The 21,167-nt window shown below is 70.1% G+C and carries 22 protein-coding genes; 18 read left to right on the top strand and 4 right to left on the bottom strand.

All coding sequences use genetic code 11. The features are described 5' to 3' along the window. Positions 1 to 569: 569 nt before the first annotated feature. From FHX39_RS07030 to FHX39_RS07040, 3 genes are read left to right on the top strand one after another with little or no spacing between them, the layout of a single operon-like run. Complete coding sequence (locus FHX39_RS07030; RefSeq protein ID WP_332836937.1) at positions 570 to 1,625, top strand: tyrosine-type recombinase/integrase; 1,056 nt, start codon at positions 570 to 572, stop codon at positions 1,623 to 1,625. Continuing rightward, positions 1,622 to 1,978 carry a helix-turn-helix domain-containing protein gene (locus FHX39_RS07035; protein WP_332836707.1) on the top strand — a complete coding sequence of 119 codons (357 nt, stop codon included), beginning with the start codon at positions 1,622 to 1,624 and terminating at the stop codon, positions 1,976 to 1,978. Before FHX39_RS07030 ends, FHX39_RS07035 begins: the two co-directional genes overlap by 4 nt. 2 nt (positions 1,979 to 1,980) lie before the next feature. Beyond that, a complete protein-coding gene (locus tag FHX39_RS07040; protein WP_183337404.1) occupies positions 1,981 to 4,668 on the top strand; it encodes a hypothetical protein in 2,688 nt (895 codons plus the stop codon). 58 nt (positions 4,669 to 4,726) lie between these two features. Here FHX39_RS07040 and FHX39_RS07045 read toward each other — a convergent pair whose 3' ends face one another. Next, entirely contained in the window at positions 4,727 to 6,067 is a 1,341-nt protein-coding gene (locus FHX39_RS07045; protein ID WP_183337405.1) for an acyl-CoA thioester hydrolase/BAAT C-terminal domain-containing protein, read from the bottom strand. 60 nt (positions 6,068 to 6,127) lie between these two features. Here FHX39_RS07045 and FHX39_RS07050 point away from each other — a divergent pair, with 60 nt between their 5' ends. Further along, complete coding sequence (locus FHX39_RS07050) at positions 6,128 to 6,382, top strand: hypothetical protein (protein WP_183337406.1); 255 nt, start codon at positions 6,128 to 6,130, stop codon at positions 6,380 to 6,382. 177 nt (positions 6,383 to 6,559) lie between these two features. On the opposite strand, the gene FHX39_RS07055 is transcribed toward FHX39_RS07050, so the two are convergent. Further along, on the bottom strand, positions 6,560 to 7,114 hold the full coding sequence (locus tag FHX39_RS07055) for an AAA family ATPase (protein ID WP_183337407.1): 555 nt from the start codon (positions 7,112 to 7,114) through the stop codon (positions 6,560 to 6,562). A gap of 218 nt (positions 7,115 to 7,332) precedes the next feature. Here FHX39_RS07055 and FHX39_RS07060 point away from each other — a divergent pair, with 218 nt between their 5' ends. The 14 genes from FHX39_RS07060 to FHX39_RS07125 all read left to right on the top strand — a co-directional run bounded on the left by FHX39_RS07060 (position 7,333) and on the right by FHX39_RS07125 (position 19,483). Further along, complete coding sequence (locus FHX39_RS07060) at positions 7,333 to 8,028, top strand: TIGR02391 family protein (protein WP_183337408.1); 696 nt, start codon at positions 7,333 to 7,335, stop codon at positions 8,026 to 8,028. Positions 8,029 to 8,109: 81 nt separating this feature from the next. After that, complete coding sequence (locus tag FHX39_RS07065; RefSeq protein WP_183337409.1) at positions 8,110 to 8,289, top strand: hypothetical protein; 180 nt, start codon at positions 8,110 to 8,112, stop codon at positions 8,287 to 8,289. 149 nt (positions 8,290 to 8,438) lie between these two features. Then, positions 8,439 to 9,302: a hypothetical protein gene (locus tag FHX39_RS07070; RefSeq protein WP_183337410.1), complete on the top strand. Its 864-nt coding sequence runs from the start codon at positions 8,439 to 8,441 to the stop codon at positions 9,300 to 9,302. Continuing rightward, positions 9,299 to 9,592 carry a hypothetical protein gene (locus FHX39_RS07075; RefSeq protein WP_183337411.1) on the top strand — a complete coding sequence of 98 codons (294 nt, stop codon included), beginning with the start codon at positions 9,299 to 9,301 and terminating at the stop codon, positions 9,590 to 9,592. Before FHX39_RS07070 ends, FHX39_RS07075 begins: the two co-directional genes overlap by 4 nt. Positions 9,593 to 9,627: 35 nt before the next feature. Continuing rightward, complete coding sequence (locus FHX39_RS07080) at positions 9,628 to 9,873, top strand: hypothetical protein (RefSeq protein ID WP_332836708.1); 246 nt, start codon at positions 9,628 to 9,630, stop codon at positions 9,871 to 9,873. Positions 9,874 to 9,904: 31 nt separating this feature from the next. Beyond that, positions 9,905 to 11,224: a hypothetical protein gene (locus FHX39_RS07085; RefSeq protein ID WP_183337413.1), complete on the top strand. Its 1,320-nt coding sequence runs from the start codon at positions 9,905 to 9,907 to the stop codon at positions 11,222 to 11,224. A 10-nt stretch (positions 11,225 to 11,234) separates the two neighbouring features. Then, positions 11,235 to 12,815 (top strand): SCO6880 family protein, encoded by a 1,581-nt coding sequence (locus FHX39_RS07090; RefSeq protein ID WP_183337414.1) that lies wholly within the window; start codon positions 11,235 to 11,237, stop codon positions 12,813 to 12,815. Positions 12,816 to 12,931: 116 nt separating this feature from the next. After that, on the top strand, positions 12,932 to 14,257 hold the full coding sequence (locus FHX39_RS07095; protein WP_183337415.1) for an ATP-binding protein: 1,326 nt from the start codon (positions 12,932 to 12,934) through the stop codon (positions 14,255 to 14,257). After that, positions 14,254 to 14,820 carry a C40 family peptidase gene (locus tag FHX39_RS07100; protein WP_183337416.1) on the top strand — a complete coding sequence of 189 codons (567 nt, stop codon included), beginning with the start codon at positions 14,254 to 14,256 and terminating at the stop codon, positions 14,818 to 14,820. The genes FHX39_RS07095 and FHX39_RS07100 overlap by 4 nt, the downstream gene beginning before the upstream one ends. Next, on the top strand, positions 14,817 to 15,326 hold the full coding sequence (locus FHX39_RS07105; RefSeq protein WP_183337417.1) for a hypothetical protein: 510 nt from the start codon (positions 14,817 to 14,819) through the stop codon (positions 15,324 to 15,326). Before FHX39_RS07100 ends, FHX39_RS07105 begins: the two co-directional genes overlap by 4 nt. Before the next feature lie 146 nt (positions 15,327 to 15,472). Then, positions 15,473 to 16,780 (top strand): type IV secretory system conjugative DNA transfer family protein, encoded by a 1,308-nt coding sequence (locus tag FHX39_RS07110; protein WP_332836709.1) that lies wholly within the window; start codon positions 15,473 to 15,475, stop codon positions 16,778 to 16,780. Positions 16,781 to 16,914: 134 nt separating this feature from the next. Then, positions 16,915 to 17,313 (top strand): hypothetical protein, encoded by a 399-nt coding sequence (locus FHX39_RS07115; RefSeq protein ID WP_183337419.1) that lies wholly within the window; start codon positions 16,915 to 16,917, stop codon positions 17,311 to 17,313. 287 nt (positions 17,314 to 17,600) lie between these two features. Then, complete coding sequence (locus FHX39_RS07120) at positions 17,601 to 18,530, top strand: hypothetical protein (RefSeq protein ID WP_183337420.1); 930 nt, start codon at positions 17,601 to 17,603, stop codon at positions 18,528 to 18,530. Positions 18,531 to 18,646: 116 nt separating this feature from the next. Beyond that, positions 18,647 to 19,483, top strand: coding sequence for a hypothetical protein (locus FHX39_RS07125; protein WP_183337421.1), 837 nt, complete (start codon positions 18,647 to 18,649; stop codon positions 19,481 to 19,483). A 130-nt stretch (positions 19,484 to 19,613) separates the two neighbouring features. Here FHX39_RS07125 and FHX39_RS07130 read toward each other — a convergent pair whose 3' ends face one another. Together FHX39_RS07130 and FHX39_RS07135 are read right to left on the bottom strand one after the other, a co-directional pair. After that, positions 19,614 to 20,384, bottom strand: a complete 771-nt coding sequence (locus FHX39_RS07130; protein ID WP_183337422.1) for an ATP-grasp domain-containing protein — start codon at positions 20,382 to 20,384, stop codon at positions 19,614 to 19,616. 332 nt (positions 20,385 to 20,716) lie between these two features. Then, complete coding sequence (locus FHX39_RS07135) at positions 20,717 to 21,061, bottom strand: histone-like nucleoid-structuring protein Lsr2 (protein WP_183341050.1); 345 nt, start codon at positions 21,059 to 21,061, stop codon at positions 20,717 to 20,719. Positions 21,062 to 21,167: the final 106 nt, after the last annotated feature.

Here is a 21,167-nt window from a genome sequence, read left to right on the forward strand (position 1 = left end):
CGTCCGTAACGGGGACTGCATGCTCGATGGCGCCGGCCCGCCTAAGGTGTTTTCCGAGGCCAATCTTTTTGGCGCTGACTAGAGCTGCTCTGGCTTTCCGCGGACGGCTCCCCGCTACGATCATCGATCGGCGTGATTCTGCCGGTCGACGGAGTCGGCAGCGATGTACGTCTCAAAACGCTTTTCGTCGGTGGTGACGTCACACCGCTTAGCACCGCGGACAAAACTCAGCGCCGTGCCGCTCGCCGCCATTCACGCATTTGGACCGCATGGTTGGAGCCGCCGCAACGTGGCCGGTGCCGCGGGCCACGAGGCACGTCTGGCTGCGGACCGAGGGCAACTCCGGCTTATTGCATTGGATGAGACTTTCACGTCAGACCGCCGCTGCTTCCGGCCGGCGCAGCGGGTCTCGCACCCCTCTCCCTGCGCTAGGAGCGTAACGGGGTAGTAAGCCGCTGACTAGGGGTCTTGACGCGGACATTGCGTCAGGTGCACGATCCTTGCGTCTACTTCTTGGGGGGTCTGGCGTGGCTGAGGGCGGGTTTGGTGAGGTCTCGGCCTTGGCGTTAGTGCCGTCGTCGGTGCGGCACCTGCACCCGGAAGAGGTGGTGTGGGAGGCGATGATGACGGGCTGGGCGGCGCAGATGCGGTCGCGGGCTTTGTCGGTGTCGACGGTGGAACCGCGGCTGTCGGGCGTGCGCCGGTTCATGACGTTCAGCGGTGAGTATCCGTGGCGCTGGTCGCCCGACGACGTCGACGCCTGGTCGGCGGAGCTGCTGGGCCGGCGCGTCGCCCGGTCCACGTTGCGGGGCTACCAGGCGGGTCTGAGGTTGTTCTGCGACTACCTGGTCGACGCGCGCTACGGGTGGGGCGAGCGGTGCCTGGAGCTGTTCGGGACCCACCCGGTCCAGGTGTGCCACGAGTGGAACACGATGCGCCACGTGGTCGACGTCGAGGCCCGCCCCGCCGTGCGACCGCTGACCCGAGAGGAGGTGCAGCGGCTGTTCGACCACGCCGACGACCAGGTCGAGGCGGTACGTCGGTTGGGCCGGAAGGGGTGGCAGGCGGCGTGGCGAGACGCGGCGCTGTTCAAGGTGATCTACGGGTTCGGGCTGCGCCGCCGGGAGGCGGTGATGCTCGACACCGTTGACTTCCACCGCAATGCCGTAGCGCCGGAGTTCGGCGCGTTCGCGATCTGCCAGGTCCGCTACGGCAAAGCGATGCGCGGCAGCCCGCCGCGGCGCCGTTCGGTTCTGGGGGCGTGGCCGTGGACGACGACGGTGCTGGCGGAGTACGTCGAGCAGATCCGTCCGCTCTACGCCACCGCTCGGGGTCCGGCGCTGTGGCCGACCGAGCGGGGCGGGAGGGTATCGGTGGACTACGTGACCCGCCGGTTCGCGGAGTACCGCGACGCGGCCGGGCTGCCGGCGGAGCTGCACCCGCACTGCCTGCGCCACTCCTACGTCACCCACCTGATCGAAGACGGGTGGGACCCGACGTTCGTGCAGCACCAGGTCGGCCACATCTGGGGCTCGACGACAGCGCTCTACAGCGGGGTGTCGGGCGACTTCAAGAACCAAACCCTGCGGGCCACCTTGGACCGGCTCACCGGAGGCGGGTCGTGATCCGCCGCGAGGTCGGCTACACGTGGCGGCTGCGGCAGGTGATGGCCGCGCACGGGCTGTTCTCCACCACCGACCTCGCGCCATTGCTGGTCGAGCGGGGCGTCGAGCTGTCCGCCGCGCAGGTCTACCGGCTGGTCACCGCCCCACCGGAACGGCTGAACATGCAGGTCCTCGCCGCAGTCTGCGACGCCCTAGGTTGCACGCCGAACGACTTGATCGAGCCCACCGCGGACGACACCACACTGACGGCGCCCCGCCGGCGGCGCGGCCAGGCCGCGGAGGACCCAGCAGCCGCGGCGGACGAGGCTCCGCCGCAGCGGCCCACTCGCGTCCGGGTCGTCCCACCAGCCTGACCGTGGGCACCGCTGAGGTTGGCGCGGACGTCAGCGCCACAGCTACGGAAGACGACGCCGGGCTGGTCCGCATTCTGCGCGTCGTCGCGGTGGTCGACCCGGCACTCGACACCGGCGTTGTGCGGGCGGTGGTCGGTCGGGTCGTGGCCACTCGGTCGGCGCGCCTCCGGGTCGCTCGCGAGCTCGAGGCCCAGCCAGGGCTGCTGACGTCGGGCCGGCCGGGCGGCTGCATAGCGACGCACCAACTGGTTGTTGCGCTGGCGGCAGCCGACTCGACTTCGGTCCGAGCCCCGCACTGCACCCTGTGCCGCCGGGTGACGGACTTGCCGGTAGGGCTTGACGGGGGCGGTCGGGCCTGCAGCGCCTGCCACGACCGGCTGCTGGCGCAGCACTGCTCGGGCTGCGGCGAGGCGCGCCGGGTCGGCTGGCGCCGGGCCGACGGGGTCCGGGTCTGCCTGCCGTGCCACAACCGGCAGCGAGCCATCCACGCCAAGGTCGGATGCTGCCCAGCCTGCGGGTCGACATGCCTGCTCAGCCGAACCCGAACGGACGGAATACGGATCTGTAGGGCCTGCGACCGCCGCGAACTCGCCGAGTGGACCCGCGGCTGGCTCGCCCACTTCCGCCGCGATCGTGGGTCGCGAGTGCCCGGGGTCGCGCAGGCCAACGACAAGACCCGGACCGCGCTGATCCTGACCGCGGTTACCGCCGCCGACCCCGCCCTGCCCAAGCAGGCCGCGCGGGACGCACTCGCGCGCGTCGCACCCACCCCGCAGGCCCGGGGGTGGCTGGCCCGGGATCTGACCAGACACCCGGACGTGCTGAGCTCAGGCCGGCCCGAGGGATCAGGTGCGATGCAGCGGCTGATCAGCGAGTTGCTCGCCGCCGGCTCGACCGGCGTCCGGGCACCGCACTGCACGCTGTGTCGCCGGATCCGGCCGCTGCCGGTCTCACTAAGCGGTGGCGGGCGCGTCTGCGGGCCCTGCCGCGACCGGCTCACCGCGACCCTCTGCCCGGGCTGCGGACACCGCCGCCGAGCCGCCGTGCGCAGCCCTGATGGCGCGACGCTGTGCACGGTCTGCGCCCGGCGTGACCCGTCCCGTTGGGAGCCGTGTGTTCGGTGCGGGCGGCGACGTCCGGTGGTGCGCCGCACCGCGGCCGGCCCCTACTGCGGACCGTGCCGTCCCGAACCGACCGATCTGCCGTGCACCGAGTGCGGCCGCGACGATGTCACCCGCCGACCCCACGCCGGGAGGGTGTTGTGCCGACGCTGCGCCGTCGCCCCGGCCCGCATCTGCGACGTCTGCGGACTCACCAGGCTTCGGGTCAAGCCCGACCCGGGCTGCCCCCGCTGCGCAAGTCACACCACCAGGAGCTGCCCAGTCTGCGGTGACACCTGGTTCGCCTACGGCGGCATTACTTGTTACCGCTGCCGGCTGCAGCAACGACTCGCCCACCTCACCGAAGGCGCCGACCCTGGCCGCGTCGAGCAGCTCCAACCCTTCTTGCGTGGCCTGGAACGGACTGACGACCCGCGCCGCGGCCTCGACTGGCTCTACCGCAGCCGCACCGCTCAACGACTGCTTGACGACCTGCTCCACGCCCGCCAACCCGTGCAGCACGCCACCCTCGACGCCGTGAACGTGGGCAGGCAGAAGCGGTCGACCTCGGTGGAGCACCTACGCACCCTGCTCGTCGCCAGCACTGTCCTGCCCAAACGCGACGAGCCGATGCACCGACTCGAGCACGACATCGACCAGCTGCTGGCCGACAGCGACCCGGCCGACCGTACGGTGCTGCAGCAGTGGGCGCTGTGGCATGTGTTGCCCCGCGCGAGACGACGGGTCGAGACCGGCCAGCCCAGCGGCTCCGTCCTCGCCCGCGCCCGGTCCACGATCATCACTATGTGCCGCTTGGCGGCTTGGCTGCGTCAGCACGACAGCAGCCTCGCCGCACTCGCACAGGCCCCGCTCGATGAGTGGGCGGCCGACCACCTCGACAGCGTCGCCGAACTCGGCTCGTTCCTGCGCTGGGCCGCCCGGCGCGGCCACGTTCCGCGCGGCCTGCGACCACCTGAACAGCGGCCACGCACCGTCCGGCTGCACTCGAGCCAGGACGAGCTCTACGCCGCCGCCCGACGTTGCCTCACCGACCAGAGCATCCCGCCCGGTCACCGCCTAGCCGCAGGCCTCGTCATCCTCTATGGCCAGCCCCTCACCCGGATCTGCCGGCTACGCACCAGCGACCTGCACCTCGACCCCGACGGCACCGTCACCCTGCGGCTCGGCCGGACCCCCGTCGTCTTGGTACCACCGCTGGCCGACGCCGCCCGCAGCCTGGTCCAGACACCCGCGCACGGCGCGGCCCGGACCGGCATCGGCACCGGCTTCGCAACCAAGACCGACTGGCTTTTCCCGGGACTACCGCTCACCCGCCACCTCGGCCCAACGGCGCTGGCCGAGCGGATCCACCCGCTGCTGCCCGGAAACTTGCGAGGGCACCGCAACACCGCGCTGCTCACGCTGGCCCGCGACGTCCCACCTGTGGTTCTCGCCGACCTCCTCGGACTACACCCAGGCACCGTCGAACGCTGGCGCGCACTAGCCGGAGGCAACCTGGCCTTCTACACCGCGGCCCGCCTCCGCAACACCGCCAGGCCGATGTTGCCCCCAGCCGCGTCGCCCGAATAGGAGCGGTGACCAGAGCCGGCCGGAACAGCCGGGCGACCCCTGGTCGAACTTGACGTGATCAGGCCGGATGACGCACGAAGCTCAAGATTTTCGGCCAGGCGTCCGCACGGGCTTGCTCGTTTGCGGTCGGTGTGCTGCCGTAGGTGGGGTCGGCACCGGGTGCGGGGGGCGCCAGCGGTTCGTAGGGCATCGGCAGGTCAACGGCGTGACCGGCGTCGGGGTAATGAAGTGCCAAACGCGGGAACCGGGTGTGGTGCTGCTGCAGCCGCTGCTGGATGGCGTCGCTGTACTTGCAGGAGTTCCAGAGCAGGTCCGCGCCGCCGCAGAGGGTCAGGACCGGACCGTTGACCTTCTCGAAGGCGATCGCGGCCGACGGGTGGTCCGTGGGTACCGAGGTGCCGTACTGCTTTGTGTAGGGCACCGGTCGGCCGTTGCGAAGCCACGCCGCCCCGGGACACGGTTGGTGGGTGCTCGGCACGTAGGCGCAGTTCGCGGCTGACGACGGGGACAGGTCGAGCAGTCCGTGGACCAGGTCGGGCCGTGCTGCGGCAATCAGACCTGCCGCCTCGCTGCCGCGCGATGCGCCCGAGATCCAAATCCGGTCCGGGTCGACCTCGGGTTGAGCACGCAGCCAACGCAAGGGTGTGTCGAAGTACTCCAGCGGGATGTTCTGCAGCTGGGATGGCAGGCCAGGTGCCTCGAAGTAGGCGACTGACAGGGCGGGGATGCCTCGGGCAGCGAGGATGGTTGCGTCGAATGACGGGTCGCCGCCTTCGGAACCGCCCAGGACGAGGACGGCAGGCCCTCGCTGGACCCCGGCAGGCTTCACATAGGTGCCGACGAAACCGTCCGCCGCCACCGTGAAGGTCCGGGTCGTCGGCGGCTGGGTCCACATCGTTCGTTCCAGCGAACCGCTGGCCACGCTGCGGCCGCCCTGCTCGACGTCGACATCGAACGTGGCCGCACCGGTCGTCGGCCAGCGGTAGCCGTCCTCCGCGGGCGACGGGCTCATGACGCTGAACAAGCCCATTCCCCACGCCTGGAGGTAAGCGTCCGTGGGTGGGGCGAGCGTCGGGTCGACCGTCCCGGTCGCGTCGGCCACGAACGACGCTTGAGATGTCCAGGTCGTGCCGCGCGCGTCGACGGAGCGCAGCACCAAGTCGACAAGAGATCCTGGTTTCAGGTGCGAGACCCGCAGCGCCGCCGGTTCGTCCATCCTGGTGGCCGCCGGCGTCACCGTCAGCTGCACCGCCGGGGCTGATCCGGTGCATCCCACCCCAAGCACGAGGACGAGCAGCATCGAGTAGACCAACCCCACCTTCCGGGCACCAACAGCCACCTGACGCAAGACGTCCCCCTCGACGAGCTGGCACTTGATGCTGACGCTACCTTCGGCCACCGTCCGGCTTGAAAGACCCACGCATCGTCGTGCTCGCACATCGAAGAGTTAGCGTGGGGCGTGGCGAGAACGCGTGCTCAGCAGCGACAGCGCACCTCTCGTCGCAGCACCTTCGCCGGGCTCGGCGGCATCGCCATGATCGCCCTGGGGGTCGTGCTCACGCTCGCCCACGTGGCCGGGAACATCATCCCGACAATCCTGGCGCTCCTCGGCATGGGAACCCTCATCGCCGGCATCTCAACCGGAACTCTGCTGGTCCTCGAGAACTTTCGATACCGACGCGACCAGTCCTACTACGACGACGACGAGAACTGAGCCGCCACAATCCACACCCGCCGTCCCGTCAAGTAGCAGCAGGTCAACCAAGGTTCCGACAGCCGTACCCGGAAGCATTCACGGCATACGAGTAAGCCGGTTCACCAGTAAACTCCGGCTCGTCCATTGCAGAGTTTTAGCGCCCGCGGATAATCCTCGGCGAGCCGCGCCTATGGCTTACAACTGTGACGACGACGAGTGCGAATCGAGGGTCCACCCGGCTCTGTCTATGATCTCTTTCGCCGCTTCTTCGGTAGATCGAGCATTTGTAGCGACGAGGAAGTCTCTTATCTGTGTCAGGTCGGTCCTCCGGTTGTACATATCAACGAAGTTGAGCAATCTCGTCTGCCAGTACTCGCCGCCGGCGGCTTCTCGCTCAGTCACGCGGTGTCTTAGAACGGCCTCCGGTGCGGTCAGCTCACACACGAGGAAGCGCGCAGCAGGGACGGCTGCTCTCAAGTCGTCGCGCTCCTGCTCATTAGCTATCAGGCTTGGGATAATGACCTTGAGCGGCCTTTTGGCGGTGTAGTTCGGCCACACTCCGCGGAGATTGTCTCGGACGAAGGCTCGGCCACGGTGCGGGTAGACGCGATCGAGGTCGTCCAGATCAATCACAGCGTGAGCGACGTCCGCCCGCCGCAAGATCTCGGATACGGATCTTGACAAAGTCGTCTTACCAGAACCCGGACTACCGTGCAACACCAAAACTTCGACGCCCTCGCCGCCGGTCATCTGCCGAATATCCACGTTCGCTACCTAACCAGATGCGATCGTTGCCGCGCCGACGAGGAGGGTGCGGTGCGCCTGCCGGTGCGGTCCTTTGTGGCGGCAAGAGACCCGCGAGGGCGTCCGAAGCGAGGATGGGCGTGCCGAGACGCCATCACGCGGCTACATGCGGCGCCGGGTGCGCGCACACCAGCCTTGTCAGACCAGCCGGTCATCATCAGACGATGAAGCTTTGGGACCACACCGCACCAGAGATCGTCGCCATGCCCGACGACGCCCTCGGCATGCTCGTTCTCGAAGACTTCGGCGGCGGCTGGAACGTGGGCAACTACTTCAACGGAGTCTCCCAGCAGCACGCTGGCGCCTGGGCGACTCCAGGACTGCCCGAACGACTCGCCGATGCCTGGGCCTGGCTCGAAGCCCAAGGCCTCATCGGACCCCACCCCACCCAGGGGAGCAGCCCCAACGCAAGGCGCATGACCAAGGCCGGCGCCGAGGCCCTCAAGACCGGCCTCGCACGCGTGAAGGCGGGAAGGCGGCTCGACGTCGACCTTCACCCCCGGCTCCAATGGACGGTCCGCCGGCAGTTCCTAATGGGGGAACAGGAGCTCGCGGCCTTCGCCGCCCTCCGAGAGGTTGAGATCCGCGTCCGCGCCCTCAGCAACTTCCCCGACGATCTCGTCGGCGTCAGCCTCATGGCGGCCGCGTTCAAGCCCAAAACCGGACCACTCGCCGAGCCCCAAGCCGAAGGCGGCGAACAAGAAGCAACGATGGCGCTCTTTCGCGGCGCCATCGGCACCTTTAAGAACCCGTCCTCCCACCGAGCGGTCGACTACGCCGATCCGGTCCTCGCCGCCGAGGTCATCTTCCTAGCCGACCTCCTGATGAGGCTCCTCGACCGCGTCGAGGCTCGCCTCTGACCCTCTGGTTCACACCCGGGTGAAGGAGCATTCACGCCAGTCGAACAAGACGGTCCACCACTAGGGCCGCACAGCGCGCCGGTGCAGGGACTGGTCCTGGAGTGGCGCCGGCACGGCTACCGGTGGTGGGCCAGCGTCCTTACGGTCACGGTCGACGAGTACAACCGGCCTCGCCAGGAAGTTCGGTGGGTGGAGGTCGAGCGGCTGACTCCCGTGCGGAGCGACCCGAACGACGGCGGACGGGTCCGCCACTTCGGCTGACACGCCGCGGGCTCCCAACTGATCGCCCGTTCTCGACGCCGAGTCGGGCCTCGCCGGGGGAACGAGGGGAACTCGGCCCTGACCAGCGGTTTCGCCCCGTTCCCTCTCCGACCGCTCCCTGTTCCCCCCTCATGTAGGTCGAGAGGAGGGTGACGTTGCCACCCCAGATTTCTGCCATCGAGCAGGAGCGAGGGGAGTGTGCGGTGAGTGTGGCAATCGAGCTCGGCCTAGGCGCCGGGCTAGCGAGCAGGGCGATGGTGGCTGCTGGGGAACGTTGGCCGCTGTGGTCCGCAGCAGACGAGCTGTTGGCGGGCCCAACGGGCGTGACCGACCTGTCGAGCTGGCTGGCGGCGGCAGAGGCGCAGGATGCCGACCGGGTGCTGCACGCCCTGGTCCGGCGCGGGTCGCCGACTGGCGGCGACGAGCTGCTGGCCGTCGACGTTGTGACCTGGGCGCTGCTTCCGGGGGCTCGAGCGTTAGCCCGTCGACTGCGCACCGTCTCGGCGGACGTCGACCAGCTCGTCGCGGCCCAGCTGTGGTTGGAGGTGCGGACGTTCCCGTGGCCGCGACTCCACAAGGTCGCTGCGAACGTCTTGTCGAACACCCGCGCCCACGTCCTTGCCGCCGACCTGCCGACGTCCGCCGGACGGTCACGTGGCCGGCTCGAGTACCGGCTCGTCGACCCGCACAGCGCTCTGTGGCACGGGGTCTGGGCAACGGGCGAAGGAGCGCAGCCCGACGTGGCCGAGGAACTCCGAGAGGTGCTCGCCGACGCGACCGCGACCGGGGTGCTGGCGGTGGCGGACCACGAGCTGCTCCAGGTCCTGGTCGAGCAGGCACACAGGGTGGGCGGTGGTGCTCAGCGCGGGAAGGGTGGGCTGCTCGCCGACCGAGTGGTGGACCGGGTTGTCGGGGAGACGGGCCTGTCGCCTGCGACGGTGCGGAGGCGCGTACGCCGCTCGGTCATGGCGATCGCCGACGCGCAGCGCACCGGCCTGATCGAGGCCGCATGAACACCGGCAGCGCGAGGCCGGGCGGCTTCGGGACCGGCGACGAGGACGGCCCCGCGCGGGTCGACGCGGCGTTGCGGCAGACCGTGGCGCTGCTCGAGCTGGTCCGCCAGGAAGAGGCGCTGCTGGGTTGGTTGAACGACTGCGTGACCCAGCTCCGCGCGATCCAGCGGGCCCGGGCCCACCTGCTCGAGGTCACCGACGTCGAGCTCGCCGAAGCACAGGACCTCGCCGCGGCTCACGTCGACGATCCTCATCGGAGTTCGGCGTCGTCGAGGGAGGCCGGGCTGTGATGGAGCTGGGTCTGGCCTTGCTGGAGACGTGTCCGGTGGCGCCGGCGGGGGCGCAGCGCTACGTGGACCAGATCACCGGGTACGTGCAGTGGGGCGTGAAGGTGATGTTCGTCGTCGCGCTGGTCGTCTCGATCGGCGCGATCGTCGCGGGTCGGCTTTTCTCGATGCCGCAGTCCTCGAAGCTCGGCGTGGTCAGCATCGTCGTCGTCTTCCTCTGCGCGATCGCCTACCTTGTGCTGCCTGGCATGCTGCAGTCGATCCTCGGCTCCGGGTGCATCTGATGGCCACGTCGAACACCGGCCTGCCGCCGCGGTGGCCGAACTTGTGGTGCTGTGGGTGCTCCCGGTGACGCCGTGGGACCCGGCGACGGGCCTGACCGGCGGCCTGGCGGCGCAGGCGTGGCAGGTCGCGATGCTCGGGCTGTGGAACGCCGGGCTATGGCTCCTCGGCCTGGTGCTTCACATCGAGGACGCCCTCCTGACCCCGGACCTGCGCGGCGACGGGCCGGTCGGGGAGGCGTACGCGCTGACGTTCTGGATGGCCGCGGCGCTGGGCGTGGTGATGCTCCTCGCGCAGCTGCTGGTGGCGTTGCTGCGCCGCGACGCGCACAGCCTGGGAGCGGCGCTGCTGGGCTGCGCCAAGTTCGTCGTCGTCTGGGCCGGCTGGGTCGGTTGGGCCACTGCGGTGGTCGCCGTGTGCGGCGGCTTGACCCGGGCGGTGCTGCGCAGCCTGCTGCACGTGTCGTCGTTCTCCGGCTGGCATCCGTCTCTCCGGATCTCCCCGGAGCAGGCGGTCGACGTCACGGTCGCGACGGTCCTGGGGCTGCTCGGGATGGTCTTGTGGTTGGCCGCGCTCGGACACGTGCTGGTGATGCTCGGCCGTGCGGTCATGCTGCTGGTCCTGGCCGCGACGACCCCGATCGCGGCGGCGGGCCTGGTCGGTGAGCTGGGCCGGGCCTGGTTCTGGCGCAGCGTCCGCTGGTTCCACGCGGCCGCGCTGACCCCGCTGCTGATGGCGCTGCTCCTCGGCGTCGGCGTCCAGACCACGAACGGCGTGACCGACGGGCTGTCGGACGGCACTGCGCGGGCGGTCGGTGGTGCGCTGCCCGGGGTGCTGCTGATCCTGACGTCCTGCTTCGCGCCGTTGGCGCTGTTCCGGCTGCTGTCGTTCGTCGACCCCGCCACCCCAGCCGGTGCTTCGTTCCGCCAGGCGGTGATGTCGGCGGTTCAGGCGGGCCAGCTCCTCGGCGCACCAGGCCGCTGGCCCTCGACGCTGAACGACCAGGCCCCCGACAGCACATCGCCCGCGACGTCTAGCTCGTCCGGAGCCGCTGGGGACGACACGGTCGGCGACCGCCGCAGCGACGCCGAGCGTGGCCTCCAGTCGGCGTCGACGTCACCGGCTGACCAGGGCAGGCCGGGGTGGGCCGAGGGTGCCGGATCGGCTCCAGGTCCGGCAGACGCCGCTGGCGCCCCTCCCGGTCCTGGACCCGTGAACGCTTCCTCGGATTCACCCGATGGCGAGCGACCACCGGCTGCGACCCACAGCCCGGCACCACCCTCCGGTGCGGCGGGTGGGGCGGGCTCGGCTGTGGCCGGGGAGGCCGGTGCGCTGCCGGTCGTCCCGGTATGAGGAGCGCGCAGTGACGGGGCGGGTGTACCGCGATTACCAGCGCGACCGGGTCGGCTGGTTCTTCGGCCTGACCGGCACCCAGCTCGGGCTGCTGACCGCAGGGTCGTTACCCGTGTTCTGGGCGGCACACGTCGGCTGGTGGTCGGCCGCCTTCGCCACGCTCGTCGGCTGGGTCGGGCTTGTGGTCCTCGTCGTCGTGCCCGTACGCGGCCGCAGCGCGGTCAGCTGGGCCGCGGCCTCCCTCGCACACGAGGTCGGGCACCTGCTCGGGTGGACGCGGTGGACCAGCCGTCTCGCAGACGGTCGCGCGACAGCACCCAAGCTGCCGGACCTGCCGGCGCCACTCGACGCGCTGCGGGTGCACGAAGCGACGTCGGCCGGGCCGGGCGGCGACCTGGCGGTGGTCGAGGACCCGTCGAGGCGGACCTGGACGGTGGTCGCTCGGCTCCAGCACGCCGGGCTCGACTGGCTCACCAGCGAGGAGCAGGACCAACGCGCCGCCGGGCTGGCGGCACTGCTCGACGCGGCTTGTCGGACCGAACTGGTCAGCGAGGTGCAGGTCCTCGTCCGGGCCTGCCCGGAGGACGGCGCTGAGCGGGAGCACTGGCTCACCGAGCACCGCACCCACACCCCCAATGCCGATGTCACGACGGGTGCTGCCGCGACGAGGCTGAGCAGGTCCGTGCACGACGACCTACGCCGACACCTCACATCGGCCGCCACCCAGACCGAGACCTTCCTGGTCCTCGTCCTGCCCGAGACGAGACTGCGGCGGCAGGCCCGCCAGGACAGCCACGCGCGTGGGGCTCGCAGCAGCGCCAACCCCCTCGAGACTCGTCTGCAGCTGCTCACCGCAGCCGCCAGGGAGATCGGCCAGCAGGCGACCGCGTACCTCGGGGTCAACGACGTCCGCTGGCTGGACCCGTCGATGCTGGCACAGGCGTGCCGCGCCGGTTTCCACCTCGACGCCGGAGTTGCCCTCGCCGACGCGCAGGCGGCGGCCCGGACCGGCACGTCAGAGGTGGAGGCCGAGGTTCCGTGGGCGGCGGCCGGCCCAGCGCACGCCGAGGCCAGGCCGCGCTCGTACCTCCACGACGCGTGGCAGTCGGCGTCGGTGTCGGTCCTCCTCCCGCCCCGCGGGGCGGTCCTCGGCGCCCTCGCACCCGTGCTGGCTCCGGGCGTGGCGGGGGAACGGCGGTGCCTGCTGGTCGCGTTCCCGGTGATGACGGCGACGGTGGCCGACCGGGTCACCGCGTCGCGGGAATGGGCCGCAGATCTGGGCGACGGACTCCGCACCCGCGCCGGCGTCCGCCCCCGCGCGAAGACCCGCGCCGACCACGCCACCGCCCGTGGCGTCGACGCCAAGCTCGTCGCCGGCGCCGCCTTGTGCCGGCCCTACGCGATCGCTACCACCACCATCCCCACCGGGCAGGCAAAGGCGGCGATGGGCGAGGCAACCCGGCGGCTCGAGGCGGCCGTGCGGCGGGCCGGGTACGCCGCGCAGCGGCTCGACCTCGCCCACGACACCGCGTTCGCCGCGGGCTGCCTGCCCCTCGGCCACACCTTCACCCGCACCGGGAGCACCTCATGAAAACCGCCCTCGACGGCCCCGTGGCTGCACAACCGACTCAGAGCAGGAGCGGGGGTGCGTCTGCCCGGCCGCGGTCGGGGTGGCTGCGGGTGCGGCCGGCGGTGTCGCGGTGGCGGATGACGTCGGACCAGGCGCCGGTCCTGTGGCCGCTGCTCGGCACCCAAGCGCCACCCGCGACCGGCGCGCTGATGGGGTGGGACCTCGCCTCGGGCGGGCTGTTCCACGCTGACCCGACCGGCTGGGTCCTCGACCCCCACATCCCGGTCGCGAATCCGAACGTCTTCGTCTTCGGCAAGCCCGGCCGCGGCAAGTCGGCCACCATCAAGGCCCTCGTCCTGCGCCTCCTCGACCTGGGCCACCGCACCCTCGTCCTCGGCGACCCGAAGGACGAGTACGCCCCGCTGTGCCGCGCTCTCGACGTCGAACCCGTCGAGCTCGGCCCCGGCCTGCCCGCCCGGCTCAACCCGTACGACACGCTCGCCCACCGACCCGAGAACCACACCGACGTCGACGCCCTCCTGGGCCGGTGGGTGCGGCTCACCGCCGGATTGGTCGGCGCCGCCCGCCGCAGCGGAGGCAGAGCGCCCGTCACGCCGACCGACACCACCGTCATCGCCCACGCGCTGCGCGACCTGACCGGCACCGACCGCGCTGCAACTCGTCTGGCGCCGGTGACCGTGCCGGCGCTATGGCAGCGACTCGCCCAGCCGACCCAGCAGCTAGTCGACGCCTGCTGCTACGCCGACGCCCGGCACTTCCTCGACGAGACCCGGCTGCTGCGCGACTCCCTCGGCCAGCTCGTCACCGGCACCCTCGCCGGCCTGTTCGACGCCCCCTCCACCGTCCACCTCGACCCCGACACCCCCATCCAGAGCCTCTCCCTCGCAAGGCTGTCCGCAGCCGGCGACGACGCCGTCGGCATCGCCCTGCTCTGCCTCAACGCCTGGGCCGCCGGCACCACACCTGCAGCCGAAGCAGCAGGCGGGCGAGCACGGTTGGTGGTGCGGGACGAGGCGTGGAAGCAGCTGCGTCTCGGCGTCGACGCAGTGGCCGCGTTCGACGCCGACCTGCGCCTGTCCCGCTCCACAGGCGACATCCAGATCGCCGTCGCCCACAAGCCGTCCGACCTGCTCACCGCCGGCGACACCGGCAGCCAGGCCGCCGAGATCGCCCGCGACCTGCTCCACCTCACCGACATCCGCATCCTGCACGGCCAGGACCCCGCCACCGCCGACGACCTCGACCACCTCCTCGGCCTTGGACCCATCGCTCGCGACGCCGTCACGGGCTGGGCCATGCACGGCACCGGCCGCGCCCTGTGGTGCCTCGGCCCCCAGCTCCACCGCGTCCAGACCGTCCTCCACCCCCTCGAAGAACGGCTTTACGACACCAACCACCAGCTCCGCCAGAACCTTCAACGAAACGACAGGACCTACGGATGACCCGCCTGCTCGCCCTGCTCGCCGTCCTCGCGGCGCTGCTCCTGGGACTGCCCGTCGCTGCCGCTCTCGCCCTCAGCGCCGCCTCGAACTTCCCGCCTGCCAGCTCCACCGACGGGACGGCAGGCATCGGTCGAAGCGCAGACGTCTCGGCGTCCGGTGCCGCGACGCGGGTGCTGCGCTGGGCCGACAGCCACGCCGGCGACCGGTACCGGATGGGCGCGAACGGCCCCCACGCCTGGGACTGCTCCAGCTTCACCCAGGCCGCCTGGGCCAAGGCCGGGGTCCGGCTGCCGCGGATCGCTCAGGACCAGCGCGACTGGCTCGCCGACGGCCACGGCACCCGCATCCCACCCGGCCACGAACAGGCCGGCGACCTGATCTTCTGGGACTCCTACCTCGGCCCCCGCACCATCGGCCACGTCGTCCTCGTCCACGACCCCCAGCGACGCACGACCATCGAGGCCCACAACACCCGCCTCGGCGTCGGCCACTTCACCTACCAACCCCGCCACCACCGCTACGAGATCTGGCGACCCGACCTCGCCGCCACGGCCACAACGTGAGCCAGCGCGAACGGCGCCAGAACCCGTACCCCTGGACCTGGGAACCCGCCGCCCTCGTCACCGCCGTCCTCGCACTCGTCGTCGTGGTCGGTCTACAAGCGGGCCGTTCCCTGGCCAACGGTCTGTCTGTCGGGACCTGGCAGGTCGCGCCCACCGAGACCTGGGTGGCGACGGCTCCCGGCCTGCTCGCTGGGCACGCGGCAGCCGGGCTCGTTCCCGTACCGGACCCGGTCGCGTCACCTGCGCTTCTGTGGGTCGTGACTGGGTTGGTCGAGCTGGTTCTGCTCGCGAACGCTATCTACGGCGTCCGGTGGGGGTGGAACCGGGGGAACCCGTGGCGTCCCCGCGGCTTCGCCGACCCGGCCGACATCGACCGGATCCTCGGGCTGCACCGGCTCCGTCGGACAGCGCACCTCATCCGGCCCGACCTTCACGGTGTGACGCCGCCGGCAACTCAGCAATCGGCGCAACAAGCAGATGAACAGGTCACCCAGGAGTCGAGATGACAACGGAGACGTCCCCAACAGGCGGCGGGCGGTCGGGGCGCCCGAGGCGCGCGACAGAGGTTCGGAGGCGGGGCAGGTTCGACCCGACCCAGGTCGGCTGGCGCCTGGGTCGTGCGTCGACCCCCGACACCGGGCAGGCGCTTTGGGTGCCGTGGGACCGCACGGTTGGGGTCCTCGGCCCTCAGGGCAGCGGCAAGACCCTCGACCTGCTCGTCCCTGCCCTTCTCGACGCCCCCGGAGCAGCGCTGGTCACCACGACGAAGCCCGATGACCTCTACCTGAGTTGGACACACCGCAGCCGCAACTCGCTCGGCGGCCTAGACCGGCCCTGCGTCGTCGCCGACCCGTTCGGGCTGGCCCAGCACCTGACCCCGCTCGTCTGGGACCCCATCGCCGGGTGCGGCGACCCATGGGTCGCGCAACGCCGCGCTCACGCCTTCTGCGCCGGCCTCGGTGCCGGCGACAGCACCGGAGGAGGGACCAGCGACGCCTCCCGCTTCTACACCGCCGAAGCGGCCAAGGTCACGGCCGCCTTCCTTCACGCCGCCGCCCTCGCCGGACATACCCTCGACCAGCTCCTGCGCTGGGTCGCCGACCCCACCGCCGCTGTCGAACCCGTCCACATCCTGCGCCGCCACCCTGGCGCGGCACCCCAGTGGCACGGCCTGCTCCATGCCGCCCTGCACGGCGACGAACGCACCGCCGCGAACACCGCCACCACCGTCCAGCAGGCTCTCGGGCTGTTCTTCCAGCCCGCCCTCCGCGCGCGCTGCACCCCCACGCCTGACCGTCCCGCCACCGACCTCGACGACCTCGTCCGGCGGCGGGGGACCGTCTACCTCCTCGGCCGCGACGACCCCTACGCCCCTGCCACACCTCTGCTCACCGCGATCGCCGAAGACGTCCTCGACACCGCACTCCGACACGCCAACTCGAGCCCACACGGACGGTTGTGCCCACCGCTGCTCGCCTGCCTCGACGAGCTCCCCTCCATCGCGCCGCTGCCCACCCTGCAGACGCGGATGGCGAACGAACGGGCCCTTGGCATCTCGTTCATCTGGGCTGCGCAGACCTACACCCAGCTCGTCACCCGATTCGGTGACACCGGCGCCCTGACCTTGCTCGGCCTCACCAACGTCCTCGCCGTGTTCGGCGGCACCAGCGACCCCATCCTCACCCGTCGTCTGACCGACCTTGCCGGACATACCCGCACCCCCCGCACCAGCTGGAGCCACGGACCCACCCGCAACGGGACCACCAGCAGCGACGACCTTCCCACCCTGACCGCCGACGAGATCCGCCTCTTGCCACCCGGGCGAGCCCTCGTCTTCGCCGACCAGGCCCGTCCCCTCATCGCCCGCCTCGAACGCTGCACCAACGGACCCCGCGGCCGTCAGCTTCTCGCCGACCAGACCCAGCTCCGACGACGGCCCGGGCAGGCCGGGGACGCCTGATGACGACCGAGTCGCCGCACCCTGACCCCGGCCACGCCGCGTTCGGCGATCCGCCTGCGCGACTTCCACTCGTCAGACCTTCACTCCCGTACGCCGTCACATCGTTCCCGCCACCTGGCGACCTGCTAGCCGCGGTGCTGCTCGAGTGGGACGCAATCGAGGTCACCGGCGCACCCAGCCCGCCGGACCTGCCTAGACCATGGGAACCGGCCACCTGCAGTCCGCCCGGACTGCACGGAGAGCTCGTCACGTGGTTGAGCGACGTCGCCGACTGGGTCAACACCCAGCACACCTGGAACCCGGACACCGCCATCCCGGCCTGCTGGGGCTACCACCCGCACCTCGTCCACGACCTCGCAGTCCTCGCCGACCACCGCCGCCGCGCCGGCAACGAGCCCAGCAGCCTGCTCCTCGAGCAATGGCACCGCATCATCCTGCCGTCGTTCCTCGATCGCATGCGGCTTGCCATTGGGCAACGCTGCGCAGCCGGTCATCAGACGCCGTACACCACCGAACTACCGGCCGACGCGTAGAGCCGTGCATGCCCGCTTCGCCCCACAGGACAACATCGGCTGTGCAGGCGGCGCCTTGGAGGCGCGGACGTAGCGCACGAAGCATCTCGCCGAGCTCCCAGACGCGGGACGCATACCAGTGGCGAACTCGCCGAGTTGCAGGCGTCAGCCGCAGCCCCGTCCGCGACAGTTGCCCAGGCGCGACCAGGGCTTGCGACCCCGACATCCGTCGCCTTCCCCGGCCCGAGAACGCGGCCATCCGACTTAAAGCGCGTGCCACTCCCTCCGTTTTACCCCAGAGTGGATCCATGGACGCTGAGCTGTGGACCCGCCTGCGCCTGTCGCTGCAGCGCGCCATGTGGGAATCCGTCACGTCGGACCTTCGAGGCGTCGCCATCGCCTTGGACGACGCCGAACGGCCTGCGTTCAGGGTCCGGTTCTTGTACGCCGGCGCGGTCGGTGATCTTCAGGAGGAGCTCGTGTCCCTCGTGGAGACCTACCTCGTTTCCGACTTCAACGAGGTCCCCGACAGCCTGACCACATCCTTCTCCGTCATACCCCACGCCGCGCGGGAGTTGGAGGAAGGCGAGCACTGGTTCTTCCTGCGCTGGGAACCCGAAGCGGAAGAGAGCGTGAGACCGGGGCACACGCGCCGCGCCACTGCCGCAGAAGGACATGGAACCTACGAGTCGGGCACTGGCGACAGGGAGGCTTTGACGTCGGGGACCATCGAGATAGACGACTGGCTTGCCCGCCAGCGGAACCTTCTCGAGGCGTTGGTCGGCGTCACTGTGACGTCATGGGACGGCGTCGAGATGGCCATTCGAGAAGACTCGGGGGATGGGCCTCAGTTCACCGACCCGCAGGTCCGGTTCCTCCAGCTCGCCTGGCTCCGCCTCCGCTCTGGACCGGATGAACAGACCATCGGTGTCTATCAAGGCGACGGCTGGTTCGGCCTCTGCGTCGAAGCAGCCGGCCGGCCGTCGCCACAGGACTGCTACGGCATCATGCGGTGGCGCGCCCTCGATCTGCCAGTGGGCCGCATCGACGGCGTCAAGATCGACTTCGATGAGGGCACCCTCGCCCGGATCACCCTGACCATCGACGGACGCGATCTGCTGCTGGTGGCGGGAGAGGTCTGCGAGACCCTCGACGGCAGGCTCGAGGTGCACCGGCTCGACGAGTCGGTGCTCGTGTTCCGGGACCCCGTCGAAGCCGAGAAGGTTCACTGGATGTGATGAGGTCCAGCTTTCGTGGCTTCTGTCGCGCTCCCGGCGGCGGTCTCGGTGTCTGACGCCGGCGGAGCCCAAGACGGCTCCAAGTGCCCGCAATCGCCCGCTGCCGAGGAGATCCGGTGACTGAGCTCGCCCCCGGGACACACGTCGTGTATCCGAACCCCCTGGCCCCCTGGTGCTCGCACCGCGGCGTCGTCTACGACGTCAACCGTGATGACAGCTACGACGTCAAGTCGTACGGCGGCCTCGACGTCCTGCACATGCCTCTCGAGGACCTCCACGTCGTCCCGGTCCCGACCGGCCGGGTCGAGATCGGCACCCACGTCGTCGCCATGTCCGTCGAGTACCCACCCGACATGGCGCCCGACCCGTACGCCCGCCACGCCGTCGGCGTCGCCGTCAGCGTCGGCTCGACCCACGTCAGGGTGCGGTCCGACCAGCAGGACGAGGGCATCGATGAGCTTCCCGTCGACGCCGTGTTCGCCCTCCCCGCCGCTGAGACATACGTGCCCAGCGATGGCGACGAGGTCTTTCTCTCCGTCCGCGGCGACGGCAGCGACGAGGATGGCGAGACCAACCCCGTCCACGGCAACGTCTTGGCCGTCTCCGCCTCCGGAGAGGCGCTGGTCCTCACCGTGTTGGGCCAGCGGATGGTGGATCCGGCGCTCCTGGCCGTTGACGACCGAGTTGAGCCCGGAACATGGGTCGTGCTCTCTGACGGAGAGACCGGCGCCGTGACGCGCTGCGAGCTGTTCCGCACGGACAACCGCCGACACGCGTGGGGGTACACGTACACGGTCGCCTCCCCAGTTGGGCGGAGCCAGGAGTTCAAGGTGTGGTCCGGAGAGCAGTTCGACGGCTTCCTCGTCGCCAGCATCGAATCCGAGCGCATTCCCAGCACGGTGCTGCCGCTCGGCAGCACCAGCGAGCTCACTGCCCGCCCAGTCCGCACCTGAGGGACCTCGCAGCGCATACCAGCTCTGCCGGTATGCGTGTCTGATCTTGGTCAGAACTGTCCACGTTGTTCCTCCGCTGATACTCGTCCTTGCTGATCGTGGCGCGGTGACCCGACTGTGAGCCGAGCGCTTATCTCGGGTCGACGAATCGTGCGTCTCGGGCGAGTACGGCTTCGGGTGGTCCGGCTGCCCGAAGAACCACGTCGAAGACTCGGGCGGGGTCGGCCGCGTAATGAGCGCTGAACCAAGCCATGTTCGCCTCGACAACTACCCATCCCGGGCTGGGTTGGCTGACCCAGGCGACATCGACCACAACGGCGCTCGGAAGGTTGTGAGCATGCCCGTCAAGCAGGTCGTCTACGAAGCGGTGAAGGGACGGACGTGCGTCGGGGTCGAGCTGCCGGGCGTCGGGGTGACCGCGGATCCGGTAGCTAGACGAGGCGTGGACGGCGCCGTCCAGGATCCAGAACCGGTACTCATCCGTCATCGTCACCAGGTCACTGATGAGCAGCGGCTCGTCCTCCGGCAAGGTCGGCAGCTCGTAGCCGAAGTACGGACCAGGTTCGAAGCCCTTCTCTCGGGGCATCTTGACGAATAGCTGTTCCTGCAAGCCGTAAGCCTCGAGTGCAGGCACGAGCTGGACCTGTCGCCGCAGGAAACGCTCGGGAAGGGTGGCCAGCCAGTCGTCGTGGGGCTCAAGGAGCGCGAGCGGGGACTGGCGCTGGACGTGGGCGGCGAGACGAGGACCTCCGAACAGATGTAGCTGGCCCGAGGTGGGTACCAGCGGAAGGTCCCTACCGAGTACGACGGGGAGCACGTCGAAACCTCTGCTGGCTGCCTCGTCGCTGAGTGCTCGAACTGTGGACGTGACCGACGCAGGAACGATGAATGTGCCGCCCATCTCATCCTCCGGCTCTGGAGCTCTCGAAGAGCCACGGCGGTAGTGGTCCAATTAAGCGTCGCGGCCCAGTTTCGAAGGACTGGACTAACTGGTCGACTCATCGTCGGGCTGCCCCGCGGTGATCGCGTTACGCGTGTGACGAACCATCCACGCGTCTGCGAAGACTAGATGAATGGTCGAGTCGCGTCGACCAGATTGACGCGACCTATCGACAGATGCCTGCTGGTCGAGGACCTGAGTTCCGGTGCGGCGCGTCAACGACTCGGCCGCCTGGTCATCGCGCCGAGGCCCGGGGGACGCCGGCCGAGCCTCGGCACAGATGAGTTGCTGTTTCAGCCGTTGGCCTTCTCGTACGCTTCGCGAACGTCTGTGGAGACGCGTCCTCGGCTGGACACCTCGTAGCCGTTGTCCTGCGCCCAGGCGCGGATGTCGCTCGTAGTCGGTGCGTTGTCGCTGTCGACAGGCTGGGCTACGGCTGTGTTGACGGTTCGCTTGCGACGGCCACCGGTGCGGCGGGCGACGGCGACCCATTGGGCGAGCGCATCTCGTAGCCCTTGGGCGTTGTCGGTGGAGAGGTCGACCTCGTACTCGACGCCGTCGAGGCCGAACATGACGGTCTCGTCAGCTTCGGAGCCGTCGAGGTCGTCTTCGAGGATCACTTGTACCCGCTGTGCCATTGTGCTTCCTTTCATCACGCTTTCCTGACTAGACGAGGGTAACGCCTGAAGTCTCCTCTGCCGCTTGCCTCCACGAATGAGGACGACGACGGCGCAACAATTCATG

The organism is Microlunatus antarcticus (genome assembly GCF_014193425.1).
Classification (GTDB): Bacteria; Actinomycetota; Actinomycetes; order Propionibacteriales; family Propionibacteriaceae; genus Microlunatus; species Microlunatus antarcticus.

Bases quoted from the DNA above. Each gene is read 5' to 3' on its own strand.
- FHX39_RS07100 (WP_183337416.1), top strand. From the start codon at position 14,254: ATGACCCGCCTGCTCGCCCTGCTCGCCGTCCTCGCGGCGCTGCTCCTG.
- FHX39_RS07135 (WP_183341050.1), bottom strand. From the start codon at position 21,061: ATGGCACAGCGGGTACAAGTGATCCTCGAAGACGACCTCGACGGCTCC.
- FHX39_RS07095 (WP_183337415.1), top strand. From the start codon at position 12,932: ATGACGTCGGACCAGGCGCCGGTCCTGTGGCCGCTGCTCGGCACCCAA.
- FHX39_RS07075 (WP_183337411.1), top strand. From the start codon at position 9,299: ATGAACACCGGCAGCGCGAGGCCGGGCGGCTTCGGGACCGGCGACGAG.
- FHX39_RS07120 (WP_183337420.1), top strand. From the start codon at position 17,601: ATGGACGCTGAGCTGTGGACCCGCCTGCGCCTGTCGCTGCAGCGCGCC.
- FHX39_RS07060 (WP_183337408.1), top strand. From the start codon at position 7,333: ATGAAGCTTTGGGACCACACCGCACCAGAGATCGTCGCCATGCCCGAC.
- FHX39_RS07055 (WP_183337407.1), bottom strand. From the start codon at position 7,114: ATGACCGGCGGCGAGGGCGTCGAAGTTTTGGTGTTGCACGGTAGTCCG.
- FHX39_RS07130 (WP_183337422.1), bottom strand. From the start codon at position 20,384: ATGGGCGGCACATTCATCGTTCCTGCGTCGGTCACGTCCACAGTTCGA.